The sequence below is a fragment of the Leptospira alstonii serovar Sichuan str. 79601 genome (assembly GCF_000347175.1).
Taxonomy (GTDB): domain Bacteria; phylum Spirochaetota; class Leptospiria; order Leptospirales; family Leptospiraceae; genus Leptospira; species Leptospira alstonii.
The window spans coordinates 22,501-39,686 of the sequence record NZ_ANIK01000065.1; the positions used below are offsets into that span (position 1 = coordinate 22,501).

The 17,186-nt window shown below is 43.9% G+C and carries 15 protein-coding genes (1 of these 15 running past the window's edge); 2 read left to right on the forward strand and 13 right to left on the reverse strand.

Annotated features, from left to right (window positions below; translation table 11 throughout):
- The 3 genes in view from LEP1GSC194_RS13685 to LEP1GSC194_RS13695 are tightly spaced (at most 1 nt apart) and all read right to left on the reverse strand, a layout consistent with a single transcriptional unit that may run on beyond the window.
- On the reverse strand, window positions 1-100 hold the start of the coding sequence (locus LEP1GSC194_RS13685; RefSeq protein WP_020774132.1) for an MBL fold metallo-hydrolase. It extends 728 nt beyond the left edge of the window; only the first 100 of its 828 coding nucleotides appear in the window; its start codon is at window positions 98-100; its stop codon lies beyond the left edge, outside the window.
- Window positions 100-1,650: a M16 family metallopeptidase gene (locus tag LEP1GSC194_RS13690; protein WP_020774141.1), complete on the reverse strand. Its 1,551-nt coding sequence runs from the start codon at window positions 1,648-1,650 to the stop codon at window positions 100-102. Before LEP1GSC194_RS13690 ends, LEP1GSC194_RS13685 begins: the two co-directional genes overlap by 1 nt.
- 1 nt (window position 1,651) lies before the next feature.
- On the reverse strand, window positions 1,652-3,271 hold the full coding sequence (locus tag LEP1GSC194_RS13695; RefSeq protein WP_020774169.1) for a M16 family metallopeptidase: 1,620 nt from the start codon (window positions 3,269-3,271) through the stop codon (window positions 1,652-1,654).
- A gap of 93 nt (window positions 3,272-3,364) precedes the next feature.
- Here LEP1GSC194_RS13695 and LEP1GSC194_RS13700 point away from each other — a divergent pair, with 93 nt between their 5' ends.
- Together LEP1GSC194_RS13700 and LEP1GSC194_RS13705 are read left to right on the forward strand one after the other, a co-directional pair.
- Complete coding sequence (locus tag LEP1GSC194_RS13700) at window positions 3,365-4,072, forward strand: hypothetical protein (protein ID WP_020774142.1); 708 nt, start codon at window positions 3,365-3,367, stop codon at window positions 4,070-4,072.
- Window positions 4,069-4,497, forward strand: coding sequence for a lipoprotein (locus tag LEP1GSC194_RS13705; RefSeq protein WP_020774164.1), 429 nt, complete (start codon window positions 4,069-4,071; stop codon window positions 4,495-4,497). Before LEP1GSC194_RS13700 ends, LEP1GSC194_RS13705 begins: the two co-directional genes overlap by 4 nt.
- Window positions 4,498-4,793: 296 nt before the next feature.
- Here the strand turns inward: LEP1GSC194_RS13705 and mpl17 are convergent, their stop codons facing one another.
- From mpl17 to LEP1GSC194_RS13755, 10 genes are all read right to left on the reverse strand, one after another.
- Complete coding sequence (gene mpl17, locus LEP1GSC194_RS13710; RefSeq protein ID WP_020774163.1) at window positions 4,794-5,189, reverse strand: cell surface protein MPL17; 396 nt, start codon at window positions 5,187-5,189, stop codon at window positions 4,794-4,796.
- Window positions 5,190-5,269: 80 nt separating this feature from the next.
- Window positions 5,270-5,821: a Uma2 family endonuclease gene (locus LEP1GSC194_RS13715; RefSeq protein ID WP_036042909.1), complete on the reverse strand. Its 552-nt coding sequence runs from the start codon at window positions 5,819-5,821 to the stop codon at window positions 5,270-5,272.
- 197 nt (window positions 5,822-6,018) lie between these two features.
- Window positions 6,019-6,510, reverse strand: a complete 492-nt coding sequence (locus tag LEP1GSC194_RS13720) for a YajQ family cyclic di-GMP-binding protein (RefSeq protein WP_017807795.1) — start codon at window positions 6,508-6,510, stop codon at window positions 6,019-6,021.
- The gene (alaS, locus tag LEP1GSC194_RS13725) at window positions 6,507-9,332 is read right to left on the reverse strand and encodes an alanine--tRNA ligase (RefSeq protein WP_020774133.1); all 2,826 of its coding nucleotides are present in this window, start codon (window positions 9,330-9,332) and stop codon (window positions 6,507-6,509) included. The genes LEP1GSC194_RS13720 and alaS overlap by 4 nt, the downstream gene beginning before the upstream one ends.
- An 85-nt stretch (window positions 9,333-9,417) precedes the next feature.
- Window positions 9,418-9,816: a 30S ribosomal protein S9 gene (gene rpsI, locus LEP1GSC194_RS13730; RefSeq protein WP_017809865.1), complete on the reverse strand. Its 399-nt coding sequence runs from the start codon at window positions 9,814-9,816 to the stop codon at window positions 9,418-9,420.
- Between the two features lie 15 nt (window positions 9,817-9,831).
- On the reverse strand, window positions 9,832-10,281 hold the full coding sequence (rplM, locus tag LEP1GSC194_RS13735) for a 50S ribosomal protein L13 (protein WP_020774124.1): 450 nt from the start codon (window positions 10,279-10,281) through the stop codon (window positions 9,832-9,834).
- 336 nt (window positions 10,282-10,617) lie between these two features.
- Window positions 10,618-11,787 carry a Wadjet anti-phage system protein JetD domain-containing protein gene (locus LEP1GSC194_RS13740; RefSeq protein WP_020774149.1) on the reverse strand — a complete coding sequence of 390 codons (1,170 nt, stop codon included), beginning with the start codon at window positions 11,785-11,787 and terminating at the stop codon, window positions 10,618-10,620.
- Window positions 11,784-15,149: an ATP-binding protein gene (locus LEP1GSC194_RS13745; protein ID WP_020774127.1), complete on the reverse strand. Its 3,366-nt coding sequence runs from the start codon at window positions 15,147-15,149 to the stop codon at window positions 11,784-11,786. The genes LEP1GSC194_RS13740 and LEP1GSC194_RS13745 overlap by 4 nt, the downstream gene beginning before the upstream one ends.
- Complete coding sequence (locus LEP1GSC194_RS13750) at window positions 15,118-15,711, reverse strand: DUF4194 domain-containing protein (protein ID WP_017808403.1); 594 nt, start codon at window positions 15,709-15,711, stop codon at window positions 15,118-15,120. Before LEP1GSC194_RS13750 ends, LEP1GSC194_RS13745 begins: the two co-directional genes overlap by 32 nt.
- Window positions 15,704-17,149 carry a DUF3375 family protein gene (locus LEP1GSC194_RS13755; RefSeq protein WP_020774170.1) on the reverse strand — a complete coding sequence of 482 codons (1,446 nt, stop codon included), beginning with the start codon at window positions 17,147-17,149 and terminating at the stop codon, window positions 15,704-15,706. The genes LEP1GSC194_RS13750 and LEP1GSC194_RS13755 overlap by 8 nt, the downstream gene beginning before the upstream one ends.
- Between the last annotated feature and the right edge of the window lie 37 nt (window positions 17,150-17,186).

The following is a 17,186-nucleotide window of genomic DNA, read 5'->3' on the forward strand; positions in this document are numbered from 1 at the left end:
CGAACATCAAACTCAAGGAAGGAAGATAAAGGGAAGTGCGGATTCCCCCTTCCGAAATTCCTTCGAATTGATACTGTTTGTGCTGAAACTTACAATACACTAAGGAATCCTTTCTTCCGGGAGGATGTGTTTAACGGTTTCCTTCAATCCTTTCGTAATGTCCTTCGGCCCCGTCAGGATCGTTTTAACGGAAGAGTTTACGAAGTATTTTTTTCCCACCCGTTTGATGTCGCCTAACGTGACCGCTTGGATCTTATCCCGGTACGTTTTAAGATAGTCGGCGGGCATATCGTGTTCTTTAAACCGAAGAAAGTTGTGTAGAATTCCCATCTTATCCTCGAATTGAAAGATGAAACGATTGACGATGGATTGTTTCGCCGATTCCAATTCCCCTTCCGTGATCTCGGAAATCGTTTTCTCGCTTAAGATTTCACGCATCAGATCGTAGACTTCCTTGGTCGTGGAGGTTTTTGTCTGAGTCGTAAAGTAAACGACCCCGTAATCCTTTTCGAAATACGCGGAACTTCCGGAAGAATACGCGAGCCCCCGATCGGAACGGATCTTCTGCATAAAATACGAACTGAAACCACCGCCTCCGACTATGTAGTTCACGAGTTGAATCGCGTAAAAATCCGGATCTTTGTGGGCGGGAAGAATCCCGGCCATCATCACGATACTCTGAGTCGCTTCCTTATCGACGCCCAAAATTTGAAAGGAAAGGGAATCCAAATTCTTTTTGAGGGTTTTCGCGTCGATCGGAACGTTAGTCTCGCTTTGAACGTTTTCTCTCGTCGGCAAAAGGGAAACGATCAAAGGTTCGGCCTCTTTTCTGGAAAGATCCCCGGTCAACAAAACGATTCTTCTCGAAGTAGATACGGTTTTATCGAAATATTCCCGGATATCCCCGGATTTAATTTTTGAGAGAGAATCCAACTCGGCGCTTTTACCGAGAACCGTTCCCTTATACACGAGTTCGGCCGTTTTACGATAGGCGATGTCCGGGATTTTGTCGTTTCTCCTTTTGATCGATTCTTCCAGGTTCAGTTTTGCGATCGTAAATCCCTCTTCGCTTAACAAAGGAGTCTCCATAAATTCTCGGATCAAGGGAAGGACTTCCTTTTCGAATCGGGAAAGATAAGAAATCGTGAATACGATTTTTTCGGAATTCGCGTCCGTATCGATTTTGGCTCCGTAACCTTCCAGGGTTTCTATAAATCGACTTCCAGGCGCGGAAGGAATCCCGCCGTGTTTCCAGGCTTGGACGAACAATTCGGGAACTTCCGGCGGAAGACGAGGATTGGACAAAACTCCCGCGTAGATATGAATCTCCAAATTTCGGAGAGGAAATTCTTCTCCGGGTAAAAAATAAACTTCCGTTCCTTTTCCGGAGCCGAACACCTGAACTTCCGGAAACTCGAAACTTAACGGAGGAATTTTTACGTCCTTTACGAAATCTCCCGGAGCCGCTCCGAGAGAAACGTTTCCGACTATCCAAATAAGAAGAGAATAGCAGAATATTCTTATATAAGAAGTTCTTACTTTTCCAACCGATCTCGTTGAATTCGATTTCATTCCCGTTTGCGGACCGAAAGGCGAGTTTTTATGTAAGTTGTATGTTTTATCGATCATAACTCTCTGAAAGTTCTTCATCTTAGTTTCCGGAACCTTTCGTTTCCTTTGCGGGCGGATTCAGTTCCGCGATCGTCCTGTTTTCCGGCACGAAATATTTTCTTGCGACTCTTCGTACGTCCTCGGGCGTTACCGTGTCCAATTCCTCGTAACCTTTTAAGAGCTCTTTCCAATCTCCGTATAACAGCTGATAGAGGGAAAGGACGTCCGCCAATTTTCCGTTATCGTCCAAGGCGCGCAAGTAACCGCCTAAGATCTGATTTTTGATCTTAAACAATTCCTCCGAAGTGATGAGTTCCGTTTTCAATCGGTCCAATTCTTCTTGAACGAGGTTTTCCACTTTCTTTTGATCCGCGTTTTGATTGTTGGTGATGTAGATCGAAAATAAGTTGGAGAGTCTGTCTCCGGGATCTCCGTTCCAACAATACACTCCCTGGGCGATCTGTTCTTCCAAGACCAACTTTTTGAAAAGTCTGCCCGATTCTCCCTCCGCGAGTAAGGTATCGATCACGCTGAACACAGCGTCGTCGGGATGAGGAAAGGCGGGTTTGTTAAAGCCGACGATCTTAGAAGGTGTACTCGGATGAACCACGGATACGAATTTAGGTCCGGACCATCCGGCCTCGGCGACTTTTTTTAAGGTTTGCGGATTTCCTTTTTTTAAATCTCCGAAATAATTACGGAGAATTTTTTCGGTCCTCTCAAAGTCCAAAGAACCCACGACCGCGATCACCATTCTTTGCGGATCGTAGTAGTTTTTAAAAAACGTTTCCGTCTTTTCCAAATCCAAAAAACCTAAGTTCTTTTCGTAACCGATCACAGGCATTCGATACGGATGACCTTCCGGAAACGCGGCGTCCATATACTTTTCTCTCAGGATTCCCATCCCTCTGTTTTCGACGCGCATTCTTCTTTCTTCCAAAACGACTTCCCTTTCCGTATAATATTCCCTTAATATAGGATTTTTCAGTCGATCCGATTCGAGTTTGGCCCAAATTTCCAAACGATTTGCGGGAAGAAGAATCTGATAGTTCGTGACGTCGTTCGAAGTATAGGCGTTGAATCCCACTCCTCCGTTTCTGGAATATATGTAGTTGTCTTCGTTGGATATTACGAATTTATGATGGAGTTCGAGTAAAACGGAAAACCTTCTTTTAAGGACTTCGATTTGATTCTTCAATTCCGGGGACGGCTCTTCGCCTTTGGATTTAATTTCCAATTCCCGAATACGAAGGGAATCCAATCGTTTTCCCCAGACGGCGATTTGTTCCAAGTAAGGTTTTTCTTTTTCGTAGTTCGCGGTTCCTATGTTTTTCGTTCCCTTAAAGAGCATGTGCTCCAAGAGATGCGCCGTGCCCGCGATCTCAGGGGTTTCATCAGCGGAACCCACTAAAAATTTCGTATAAACGGCGATGGTGGGAGAATCTTCCCGTTTCATCATAAGAACTCGGAGTCCGTTGTCCATCCGAAAGGTTCTCGTCTTTTCCTCCAGGGACTTCTTAAGTCCGGAAAAAATCGCGGCGTCCGCGTAGAGAGAAACGTTCGAAAGACAGACGCAGATTCCAAAAATCATAAGAACATTACGACTTTTGATATTGAGACGAGCCGTAAAAAGTCTAAGAATCGGTTTTATGAAACGCATAGCTTACAGTCTTTCCTCTTTAGGACCTGGTGTCCAGAAAGTTCCCGGAAAAATCCTGCTTCCTTTTCCGGTTGATTGGAAAACGTTTGTCTCATGCGGCGGATCTGCTTTTTATTTTTGTCGATTCCGATTTCATTCCTCCACTTTGTATGTGTTCCCGCAGATCCGGAATACAGACAAAAGGTTCTTGAAAACGTTCGAGACACGGGTTTTATTTCCAGGGAATTCTTTCAGATTTTAGTCAAGGTTCCTCTTCCCGCAAAGGATGCGGGAATTAAGGAACTCAGAAGTCAATGTAGAAAAATCGCGGAGACAAAAAGGGACGAGATTGCGGTCTCCATCCTTCTCCAAGAAATCCGTGCGAACGAAGGAATTTTTAGGGGAAGGCTTCCTCCGGATTTAACGAGTAGTTCTCCTCCCGCTCTTCCGGGCCAGATCTCAAATACTACTTCGGCTTCCTCGGTTCCGGGAAGTATCGCCGTCTCCGGAACTACAAACACAATGACATCCAATCAACCCGCAAATGCTAATCCGACTTCCGCGACGACACCTTTGACTCCCGATTCGAGAATGACGGAGAAAGACAAAGAAAAAAAAGAGAAACTTTTAACGCAGGACATTTTGGTTTACAGGGGAGCGTTCGCTTGGTTTTTAAATTCACTGTTTCTTTTTCGAGAAGACTATACCGATGCGGCGAATTGTACTTTCATTTATAGAAATATTCAGAAAGATTTGTATTCGAACGTGATTGCCAGGGGATTCAAACCCGTCTCAAAAGAAGAAGCTCCGGAGGTTCCATGAAATCGAATCCATTGATCGTCGTATTATTACTGTTAACGGTTCGGTGTTCATCCGCCCCTTCTCCCGAGCGCAAAGAGGAGCATCCTAAAAAGACCGCGACAACGGTAATGGAAGAATCCAACGAAAGTTCCGCGGACGAGTTCATTAAGGCGGCGGAAGGGTTTTTAAACTCGGATACGTTTCAAGTAGTCGTTTCCGCTTTGGAAGGGAACGCGGACGTCGCCCAAGACTTGGCGCGTAAAAGAGCGATCAATCTTCTCATTGCGGAAAAAGGGGATAAGTTTCGTTCCGCAGACAAGGCCCTTATCAAAGAACTGGTCGAGTCCAAAGGTAAGGTCGTAAAATCTTCCGGTTCCATCCAGGGCAAATTCTACTTTTTATTTCAAGTCAGTTCTCCGGATTTGAAAACGCACTTAAAACGTTAGTCGCGCTTTTGGATATAGTTCCACCCGTTCCAAATGGCGTCGAGCACCCATAGGAACGATACGTTACCCACAAATTACTTGGATCTCAAGATAAATCTGTCGGAGATACGACAATCCCTCCGTGAAAAATCGGCCCCACCCTTGATTTTGGGTGGAAGATTAGGGAGGTTTTTCTCTATCAGAAAATCATACTTTTTGCAAGTAAAAAACTCTATTCTTGTCGGAACACTTGCGTTTTATTGTGTAAAACCCAGTAGTTCCCGGATGCCGAGCCATAAAAAGGTCCGCAAAAAACGTCATGGAATCGTCTCGACCTGCCGGATCTTACCGGGAATGCAGATGTTCTTATCGAAATTACAATAGTATATCCTTCCGTGAATCTCCAATTCTCCCTTGCCCGTCACAACCAGAGGGATAGGGTCAACGGAAGCGAGATATTCCTTTTTTTTATCCGAAGTTTTTCCCTTAACGGTCAAATCGGCCTTTTCCACCTTCACGCCGTTACCCGCATTCAAAAGAATTTTATGAGGAGCGTCTTTCTGAATTCCGTAGTTGGACGGATATACGATTTTTAAGAGATAGGCATTGCCGAAACTTTTTTCCAGTTTGAATTTTACTGGACTTTCATCTTCGGCAAAAATTCCGAACGAAACAAAAATTGCCAAAACACCGATCAGAAATATTTTTTTCATACTAGGTTTGACCGCATTCCTTTCCGTTTTGTTTTAGAAAATATTCCTTCGTTTTAAGGGACAAATTCAGGAGTTAAAAACTAACCGCTGCCTTTTGAAAAAAGACGATCGATCTCCACCGAAAATCCGTCTAACAACGCGGATGCGATTTTACCCGAATTTGCGGATGAAATCAGTTTAAATCCAGACTCGCCATTTTGATAAACCTCGACGCCGCGTTCCATCGGGTCGACGATCCAGTATTCCAAAACTCCGTGTTTTTCGTAGAGTTTCTTCTTTGTCTTTAGATCGTGGTAAGCGTTTCCTTCCGAAAGAATTTCCGCGATCCAATCGGGAGCTCCCTCGATTCTTTTTTCCCGGACGATGGAACTTTTTTCTTTGGAAATAAAAATCAGATCCGGTTGAACCACGTTATGCGCATCGAGGAATACGTCGATCGGAGCAAAGAAAATTTCACCGAGTTTTCTTTGCTCTACGTATTGCAACAGACAAGTATATAACTTACCCGAAACTCTTTGATGTTCTGGAATCGGAGCCGGAACCATAAATATTTCACCCTCCAAAAGTTCGGCCAACGTTCCTTCCGGAAGTTCGGCAAAATCCTTATCCGTTTTCAATCGGGTCATAGGTATCATGGTATTCGTTTCGTTCTAAATCGGGTTCAAATCGATTTTGTAAAAATCGGAAATTGAGTTTCCTTATCGGAACAAAGTTTGACAGACGGAAGCCGCTCTGTCAAGAAGAAGGGATTTTTAAAAGCGATGAAAAAATTCGAGCCGGAGGTTCACACGCCGTTTCCAACGGAAAACCCGCCGACGTTCGAAACGTCTTATTTGTAATTCGTAAATTGAACGTCGAAGGGAAGATCGGCGTTTTTCAAAAGATGAATCACTTCTTGGAGGTCGTCTTTTTTCTTACCGGTGACACGCACGGATTCGCCCATGATAGTAACGTTTACCTTGAGTTTGGAGTCCTTAATGACTCGAGTGACTTCCTTGGTCTGTTCCTTTTCCATACCTTTTCGGATTTTCACCTTCATCCGAACGGTTCCGCCGGTTGCGGGTTCGATTTTGGATTTAAAATCGAAATTCTTAAGTCCGATTCCGCGTTTTGCCATTTTGGAAACGAGAACATCGATCACACTTTCCAACTTCGCCTCGTTATCCGAAACGAGAACGAGCTGTTCGTCTTCGAGTTGGATATCGGACTTGGAACCCTTAAAGTCAAAACGATTTTTGATCTCTCCGAGGGCCTGAGTCACCGCGTTAGTCAACTCGGGTCTGCTAATCTCGGAAACAACGTCAAAAGACGGGTCGCTCATACTCTTTCTCCGGTTAAAGTTTGTTTTGCCAATCGGATCACGGACGAAATTGCCGGTTCCAAGTTTTGTTTATCCTTGCCGCCGCCTTGGGCCATGTCCGGTTTTCCTCCGCCCTTTCCACCTAACATCTCGCAGGCGGCTTTCACCAAATTTCCGCAGTGAATTCCCTTGGAAACGAGTTCGGAGGAACAGGTGATCACGACACTCGCGTTATCCGCGTTTTTACTTCCGAGGATCACGAGAAGATTTTTTTCACGGACTTTGAGATTATCGGAAAGACCTTTTAAAGAATTCGGATCCTTGTCGTCGAAAATCGCCGAGACGATCTTACCGATACCGGTGGAAACCGAGGAAGCAAAAACTTTTTCGATTACGGAAGTGTTGTTTTCAAAGTCTCTTTCACCCAAACTCTTTTTTGTTTTTAAGAATAAGGAAGCGGTTTCTTCGATTTGAGCCGAAATACTTTCCGAAAGATCCCGGAAAAACGTGACCGCAGTCGCTCCGTCTTTCTCGAGTTTTTCCCGAATCTCATCGGGACCGGGAACGACGTTGGTAACGAGAAGTTTTGTTCCTTCTCCGCCTAACTCCGATTTGATTTTTAAGTTCAGATTTTGAACCGACTCCGTGATTTCCGCAAAACGATTCTGAAAGGTTTCGATCACTGCGGGACCGCAAACTCCTTCGATACGACGATTTCCGGCTCCGGGAGAAGATTCTTTTTTGATGAAGAAGTAACCGATTTCTCCCGTATGGGAAACGTGTGTTCCTCCGCAGAATTCGACCGACGCGTCCCCCATCCGAACGACTCTGACCTTATCCCCGTATTTTTCACCGAAGGTGGCAACGGCTCCGGTTTTTTTGGCGTCGTCGATTCCGAGTTCCTTGGTTTCCACCGGAAAATCGTTTCGGATCGAATCGTTGACCTGAAATTCGATCTTGCGGATTTCTTCCGCAGTCAAGGCGGAAGGATGAGAAAAATCGAAACGGAGATATTCCGGAGAAACTACGGACCCTTTTTGTAAAACATGATCTCCTAATATACTTCGAAGCGCCCCGTTCAAAAGATGGGTTCCAGAGTGATGAAATCTAAGTCTTTCTCTTCGAGTTTGTTCGACTTCAGCTTCGAGTTCTCCGGAAACCGAAAATTCTCCGCTCAAAACCTCTCCGAAATGGATGATACTATCGTTTTCTTTTTGTGTATCTAAAACCTTGAATACGTTTTTTCCTTGGCGTAAAAATCCGGTGTCTCCGATCTGCCCTCCTCCTTCCGGATAAAAAGGAGTTTTGTTTAAAACGATAGCCCCCGTTTGCCCTTCTTTCAAAGAGGGGACGGGTTTGTTTTCATAAAATAAATGTGTAATATTCCCTTTTCCGAATAAAAAAGAATATCCTAAAAACTCTGTCTTATCGACCGTCAATCCGGTCATTAGAGAAACCTTATGAACCTTCCAAGATTCTCGGGAGAATTGTCTATCTTTTTCCAGCTCTTCTTGAAATCCTTTCTTGTCGAAATCGAGTCCTTGCTCGGCTACGATTTCTTCGGTCATTTCAGCGGGAAAGCCGTAGGTTCCGTAAAGTAAGAACGCATCCGCTCCGGAAAACAAAGTCAATCCTGCCGATTTCGTTTTTGCAACGAGGACTTCGATTTTTTCAAGTCCGAGTTCCAGCGTTTTTAAGAAGAGTTCCTCTTCCGCGAGAATGGTTTTCCCGATCGCTGCGGCGTTCTTTCCCAATTCCGGATAACGTGTTTTGTAGATTTCCACAACCTTGTCCACGAGTTTATAAAGAAACGGTTCTCTAAAGTTCAGCTTTCTTCCAAATAAAGTCGCGCGGCGGATCAAACGACGAATAACGTATCCTCTTCCGGTTCTGTCCGGATAAATTCCGTCTCCGATCGAAAAGAGAACCGAACGAATATGATCGGTCACGACCCGGAATGCTGTTTTTCTAGAATCGAAAATCCGATCGGTATCATTTTTTTGAACTTGAGCCCCGGAAGGAATTTTGTTTTCGTTCGTATAGGAAATCCCGGATAATTCTTCGACGTGGGAAATGATTTTACGAAGCTCATCCGTATCGTAAACGGAATCCACACCTTGCAAAAGAAGCGCTACTCGTTCCAAACCCGAGCCCGTATCGATCCCGGTTTGTTTGAGAGGATGGAGGTTTCCTTCCGTGTCCTGATTGAATTGGTTGAATACTATATTCCAAAATTCTAAAAAACGATCGCAGTCGCATCCGGGTTTGCAAGTTCCGCCGGTCGCACAATCCGGTCCACCTTTTGCAATTCCCCGGTCTAGATAGAGCTCGGAACAGGGCCCGCAAGCTCCGCTGTCCCCGGCCGGTCCCCAGAAGTTGTCCTTTTTTCCGAGACGCGTTATGCGCTCTTTAGGAATTCCCTTGGACAACCAGATTTTTTCGGCCTCGTCGTCGTCCGTATAAACCGTAACCCAGATCTTTTCCAACTCAAAACCGAGATGATTTACGGAACAGTCGAGTGCGTATTCTATCGCTTCTTCCTTGAAATAATCCCCAAAACTGAAGTTACCCAACATTTCAAAGAAGGTACAATGCCGTTCGGTTTTTCCGACCACTTCGAGGTCGGTGGTTCTAAGACATTTTTGACAGGAAGTCGCTCTTGTATAAGGAAGTTCCACCGCTCCCGTAAAAAACGGTTTGAACTGAACCATTCCGGCCGTGGTGAACAAAAGTGTGGGATCTCCCGCAGGCAGGAGAGAAGAAGACGGGACTACGCTATGAGCTTTGTCTTTAAAGTAGTTTAAGAAAATTTCACGGATTTCCGATACGGATTGGCGTTTCATGATACCTCTAAAATCAAAAAATGCCTGAAACTCTGGACGAAAGAGATTCAGGCATTTCAAAAACGAAATGAAATGAAAAAGAAACTTAACGTTTGGAGAACTGAGTTCCTCTTCTCGCTTTGTGAAGACCGTATTTCTTTCTTTCCACCATTCTCGGATCTCTTGTCAAAAATCCTTCTTTTTTTACGGCCGGACGGAACTCCGGTTTGATCCTACAGATCGCTCTCGCAAGCGCGTGACGAATCGCTCCGACTTGTCCGGTGATTCCGCCTCCGGAAACGTTTAAGTTAAGATCATACTTATCCAATACGTTCAGAAGAGTCAGAGGACGAGTTGCCTCGTCAATGATAGATTTGCGATTTTGAAGATAATCTTTGATATCTTTATGGTTTACGGTGATTTTACCGGAACCTTCTTTGATTTTTGCGCGGGCAACGGAGGTTTTTCTTCTTCCTACGGCCCAGATTTCTTTTGCGGGTGCCATTTGAATCGGTTCTCCTTAGATTTCCAGTTTTACGGGTTTTTGCGCCTGGAGGTTGTGTTCAGCGCCCGAGAAAATTTTACAATGGGTGAGCATCTTATCTCCGAGTTTGCTTTTGGGAAGCATTCCTTTTACGGCCTCGTAGATTACCTTTTCCGGTTGTTTTACGATCAAGTCCTTGAATACGGTTTCAGTCATCCCGCCCGGATAACGAGAGTGATGATAATACATCTTCTGCGTTTCCTTGTTTCCGGTTACTTTCACTTTGGAAGCGTTGATAACGATGACATTGTCTCCACAATCTTGGTTGGGAGTAAAGGTCGCTTTGTGTTTTCCGCGGAGTCTTGCGGCAATCCCGGAAGCGAGTCTTCCCAGAGTTTTTCCTTCCGCATCCACTACAAACCAGCCTTTTACGGCGTTTTCTTTCGTAAGAGAAGGAGTTTTATGCGCTTTTGATAATACTGACATGAAAAATCGTCCTGTAGAAGCCAGAGTTTCGCTTTGAATCCCGAAGTCAAGAAAAAAGAGCCTGTCCCTCGCAAACCGCCAATTCGAGTCAAACAACGAGCAGATGATTCCCCTTGTAGCAGCTAGAAAAAGTCGTCATAAAAAGGAAGACCTGTTGTAAAATCCTAACCCTGACATCTGATCCCTATCCACTGACCCCTAGAACGTGGGAACTCCCACGTTTTTCTTTTCGAGTTTCGGGACGATCTATAAATGCATTGGGTTCGGAACCGGAAAGCGCGCCTAGAAATGAATCTCCGAAGGGCCAGTTCTGTTTAGTCAAAAACTGAATTCCCTTTAAAATAACTCGCTCAAGACTTCTTCCACGTACCAATTCGGGATTCGTTCCTGTTCTAGACGATTTTTTTCGGGAAGAGAAGTTAGAAGTTCCCAAGTCGCACTCTCTTCCTCGCTTAAAAAACGAAGTCCGGCGACTCTTCCGAGAACTCCGTTCACCGCAAACTCACGAAAGGTATGAAACGTTTTTCGATCCATCAAAAAAGATCGAACGGCCGGAAAAATCTCCCGGAGCGTGGATAAAATTTCGAATCCTTGAACGTCCAAATCTCCCCAATAAAAAAGTTCCTTTGTTTTCAGCCACTCACAATCCCTTAAAATTCCCAATCCCCACCCTTTGCCGAAAATGGCGACGGTTTTTTGCAACTTAGGAATGGTTAAGAAATTATGAATATTCGAAAAATTAGTTTTATTTTCGATCAGTAAAATTCTTTCGCAACCTTGAATTTGCAACGAACGGAATTCTCCGATCGGCACGCTGATATCCGACAGACCGCCGAAACAGTTTTTGGATATTTCCGAATCCAAAATCCGAAACCGAACCAGCCCCTCTTCCCTTTTTAATCCGTATCTGTCCTCGAATACGGAACTCTCTACGAGAACTTCGTTCGGTATTAAAAAATCCAATAGTTTTCTTAAGATCGTCTTATTCTCTTCTATAAATTTCGTATGAACTCGAACGGGCAGTTCTCTGATATAAAGTCCCGACTTCGGATTTTTCCGGAAGTAATCGCAAACCTCCAATAGTTCTTCCCAACCGTCTTCCTTTTCGATCACAAACATCGGAAATTCCAAAATCCAATCGCGTAAATCGGGCATCAAATTCAGGATTAACTTTACGTTTTTTTGATAGGACGCGAACTCCTTCTCCTTTCCGATATAAATCAAAAAGTCCGACTGCGTATCGAATACAATACTTTCGGGCAAGGTTTGAGTTCCGAATTTCCGGGTTTCCTTCGGAGAAGAAAACAACCGGTACCCGAACCCTCTTTCTTGTTTGGAATTTTTTTCCAAAATTCTGAGCGGTTCCGCAAAACGCAACAATTCACCCGGCGAAACCTTTCCGACGGAAATCTCCCAAGGAAACGAGGATACGTTTAAAAGGAAATTTTTTAGTACGGTGGGGAAGTATTTTTCGGCCTTTTTTAGGATCTCTTCCGGGGAGATCATGATGAAACGTTTCCGTTTTCTAAAACATAATTTTCTAATTTATTATTTTTTAATTTTTCTTTCGTAATGGGAACCACACTCGAACCGTTCCCTTCGGAATTGATACTTACGAAATTTGCGGAGGATATATAAGGTTCCACCACTCCGATTCTATCCATGGGAGTGACCACCAGGAGTTGCAGACCCAATTGTTGAAATAGGTCCATCGCATATTTGGAATTGGAATTGTCCAAATTGTTGAACATCTCGTCGATAACCACGAATCGAAACGACTTCTTATTTCTGAAACCGAATTGATAGGCGATCGCCGACGCAAGGATCGTATAAGCCAATTTTACGGTCTGACCTCCCGACTTTCCGGCGGAAGAATCGTACACTTCCTTCGGTTTATTGGTTTCCTTATCGAATTCCACAACCCGGAAGTCCAACCAGTTTCTTGTGTCCGTTACCGACTTGGACCAACGATCGTTTCCGTCCTGAACTTTCAGTCGATCCAAGAGTTCCCTGATTTTCTGAAATTTATCCTCGTTGGAAGACCCGTCTCCCACATTCGGTATACATTCTTTTAATAAAAACTTAAAACCGTTTTCTCCGACGATCTCCTTGTTTTTCGTATCCGAGAATTCCAATTGAATGTACGTTTTATCTTTTACGTAATCCAACCAACGAAGGGATTCGTTCAACTCTTGGATCCGTTCCTTGATTTCCAAAACGTCGTCTTCCAATCCCATCTTAAATTCTATGATCTGTTTCGAAACCTTATCGTCCATCATGGTCCGGAATCGGTTTTCAAATTCGGGCAATCTTTCTTTTCTGATCTTTTCCAACTCCTCTTCAAAGGATTCGATATAATCCGCGTTACCGACGAGCCCGATTCTTTCCGAATCTTCGGAAAATTTTTTTACGTACTTATCGAGTCGTTTGTTTAAATCGTCGGCGATTTTGAATTCCTCCGAAACCAACTCGGTTTTTTCGGATTCCATAAATTCTTTCAATTTTTTACGAATCATATAAAGATTTTCGCCGGTCAAGGTTTCGTCTAACGTTCTTTTGGAGATTTCCTCGAAAGCGTCCGAAAGTTCCTCAAGGGAATATTCGGAAACGGTTTGTAACAACTCGGAACGTTTTTCTTGGATTTGGTCGATCCTTTGTTCCAAAACGGTGATCGTTTTTTCGGCTTCTTTTTCCAGCAGGACCGATTCGCCCAAACTTTTTTTGACCGTATCGTGTTGGGACTTGAGCTTTTTGTAATCTTCCGAGGAACGTTCCAATTCCTCCAAATACACGTTCGACTTTTGCAAATCGGATTGAATCCCTTCGATGTCGATTTTGGAAAAGACGTTGAACTCCCGAATCCGATTCAGATCCGACCGTTCCTGCGAGTTTGTGTCCTCTTGTTTTCTGTATTCTTTCAATTTGGAAGTCAGCTCGTAGATTCGTTTTCCGGTCTCCACGAATTCCTCCTCCAACGCGCGGATCTTTTCCAGGTTGTTCCAACCTAAAATAAAATTTCTTCCGTCGCTCACATTGGAACGATCGTCTTTTTCATGACGGATTTTTCCGGTTTTGATCAATCCTTCCGTCGTTATCGCCTTATCGTAGTTATAGAAAGAATCGATATCGCAACAAACATAGTTATAATCGCGTAGAATCTGCGATTCGATCCATCGTCTTTTCTCGGAATCCAATTCCGGCTTGATCTCGAGTTTATAAAACACCTCGTTTTTATTTGCGGGAGATTCGTTCGAATATCCGGAGACGGGCAACATTCGAAAATAAGTGAACTTAGAATTCAAAAAAGTCCGATTTACATATTCGGTTATCCTTTTATAATGAATTTCCGGTACAAGCATACGCAATCCGAAACTATGCATCAATCTTTCGATCGCGCCGAGCCAAGGCCTTTCCGTTTCCTTTACTTGAATGAGTTCGCAGACAAAGGGGAGTTCCTGAACGGAAATTCCCAACGTTTCTGAAATTTGATTTCTGATTTTCACTTTGTCTGGATGAAGCAGATGTTTGCTTTTTTTCAGATGGGCAATCTCCTCTCCCGTGATTCGATTGCGCTTTTCCAAACTCTTATTTTCCACTTCCAATTCCGTGATCTGTGTTCGGAGAATTTCCTTGTGCGATTCGTTTTCTTCCAGACGAACCCCGGAAAGACGAAATACTTCGTAAAAATCGGTTTCCTTTCTTTCATAGGGCAGATTCAAACTGGAAGCAAGATCGGAATATTGTTTCCAGGACCCGTCTCGAATCGATTTTTCCTTTTGCAAATCCTCGATTCTTTTTTTAAGGTCGGCGATCCTTCGGACCGTATCGTTGTTTTCCAGGCTGACGGCGATTTTGAGTTCTGCCTCCCGAAGTCGTTCGACGTCCGCGCGGATCGAATACAATTGATCTTGAATTTTAGAAAGTTCTAATTCTTTTTCCTTTTCGTCCTTGGATAATATTTCCAGATGAAGTTTTGAAAAGTAAGGGACGAGGGATTTTAAAAGTTTTTCCGCAAATTTTATTTTTGTCCGAACCTTACGCAAATCCCCGGCCTTTTCTCCGATCGGCTCCAAAAGTTTCAATTGTTCCCGGGCTTTGACGATCGCCTGATACGCTTCCGACAAATTGGAATAACTTTTATCCAGTTCCTCGATTTTGGACCGAACGTCGATCCGTTCCAACATATGTTCCCGAACGAAGTCGTTTAAAACTCCGAGAGATTTGATCCCTACGATTTGATTGAACAGATCGATCGCCTTTTCGGACCTTAATCCCACCAAATTCCGGAATTCAGCCGAATACGCTTTAAAATTTTCGAATATACGAACGCCTTCGTTTTTCAAATCCGCTTTCAGATTTTTGATCGAACGTCGATTTAGCAGGAGAGAATCCCGGACGGAAAGGGGTTTGTCGGCGATTAGAAAAAACTTATTCAGCTCCCCTCCCTGAAACCAAAAAACTTGAGCCAAAGCGACGAACGTATTTTTTTCCGGTTCGGAAAAAACCGCGGAAAGCACCGAATAACAATCCTCCTGATTTTTACGAACCTTCAAAATTCCTTCCGCGCCGGACGCGTCCCTTCCGTAATGTCCTTCCACGTAGGTTTTTTCGCTTCGGTCCTTTCTTCTGCTTTCGAATCCGGAAGCTATATTATAATTTCTTTTATTAGAAGGAACTAATAGAGTGAGGACCGCGTCGACCAAGGTGGATTTGCCAGAGCCGTTCGCTCCGGTTAATAAGAAATTATCGCCTTCCGGAGAAAGTTTCCAAACCTGGCCGTTGAACGTCCCCCAGTTGAGCACTTCCAGACTTTGAAGTCGGAAGCCGCTCGGAAGTTCACTCGTTCTGAGATTGAATAGGCTCGTCATCGGAGTCTCCTTCCCGAAATTTCGACTTGATCCGTTCCAAGTCGGCCACGGAGAGTTTTGCCTTTAAAATCTTTCGGATTTTGATTCCCGAACCGTCCATCATTCGGATAAATCCCAAATTTTCCACGGCGCGGATCATCCGGTCGAATTCCTTGTAAAGATCCACTTCATTGGTCGTTTTCGGAAAATACGGTTTTAAAAGTTCGTATATGTCCTCTTTTCGGACGATCACGGAAGAAGACGGATCCTTTTCTTCCCTTTCCAAAATCACTTCCCGCAAAAGTACCAAAAGAAGAGTTTCCTTTCGATTGATTGCGATCTTTCTCGTAATTACGGGAAGTTTTTCCTTATCGCCCTCGTCGGTATCGTCCGAGGTTTGTCTTAAAAACGCGTAACAATCCGCTTCGTCCAAATGAAGAATCAGTCCGATCTTCTCGAAATATTCGCGGACTTCTTTTTCATATCTTCGCAATTGATCCCAGGCTTTCGGATCATCGTCCAGACTGATCGGCCCGCGCAAAAGTTTCAGGACCGAGGAAGCGCAATCGATTAACTTATCCATCTTCCCTTACCCTATAAATTACTTTAGGAATTCGATATACGATTTCCTTATCCCGTATCCATCGAAAAAAATCCCGTGCGTCGATGGAATAGGTCTCCCGAACGCTCGCGATCCAAAGATAAATCACGATTTCCTCCAAACTCGTCTGATCCGGATATTGTCGTAAAACCTCCTCCAATCCGATCTCCGGTTTATACCGTAATAAGGATCGAATGTTCCCTTCCAATATTTCCGGATCGATTCCTCGAATCATCGGATACAACGTTTCCCAATCGAAAAAACTTTCCTGTTGTTCTTCCACAAATACGGTTCGGGAAGAATCAAAATCGTCCCCTTTCCAAATCGGCCTTTCCATCGTAAGCCGGACGTCCGGCTCCTCGAAATCGTGAAAGGCGAAATCGGAGGACAGATCGGAGTTCAACACGGAATTTTTGATTTCGTTGATGAGTTCCTTAACTTTACGATTTCCTAATATAGTTTGATCTACAAGAGTTTTCTTGAGTTGTTCCGACATCTGAGAAACGACCGTATTGACTCTTGCGCCCGCTTCCCTGAGATTCTTTCTTAACTTTTTAAAAAAATATTCGGGATCCGCCGTAAGAACATCCGGCATCGAATACAAGGTTTGAATCAGCTTTTCCAAAAAATCCTGGTGTTTTTCGGAACGAAGGAACTCCCAAAAAGTTTGAAAACTCCGCCCTTGTGCGGAGTTTAACAGTTCCGTATCCTCTCCTAAAACGAATTCCAAAATATCTCCCTTTTCGGCGATCTCCAAATACTTTCGATGTATGGATTGGGTCATATCGTGAAAATTACTTTCCACCTGTTTAAAATCGCCTAACAGACTTAAGGCTTCCTTCTTTGCGTACAAAAATTGGCTCTGAATTCTTTCGCTTGGAAAAACGTCCACACGACCGCTCTTCCGTATTTGTGCGATTTCCAAATCCAGTTCCTCTTTTTTCTTTTCCAATTGTCGAATTTTTTCCTCGGGTCCGGATACGGTTTCCTCTACGATTTCCTTGAGTTTATTGAGTATCGAAAAAAAACGGGATTCCGTTCCGACAATCTCGTTACTTTCCAAATCCCTTAAATCTTCCAACCAAGAAAATAGTTTTTCCATTTCGGGCGTGAGTTCCAGGATAATTTCCTCCGACCCGTCCACGATTTGCACGCGGTTGGTTAAAAAGCCTTCGTTGACCCATTCGTTTATATATACGTCCGAACTCCTGGCAAAATCGGACGGATCCACATCCCCTTCGTCTTTAAGGTCTTCCAAAAAATTTCGTAGGTTTAGACTCATTTCGGTCGTGGGAATCCAAAATCGGTTTCCGGTTTTGAATTGGTCGTAAAGAAACGAAACGATTACCCCGGCAAAATCCTTACGCAATATCCGAATGGCGGACGATTTGAGTAAGTATTTGATTTTAGAATATTCCATTTCGTTTATACAATTAGTTGTCAGGTTTTAGAAATCG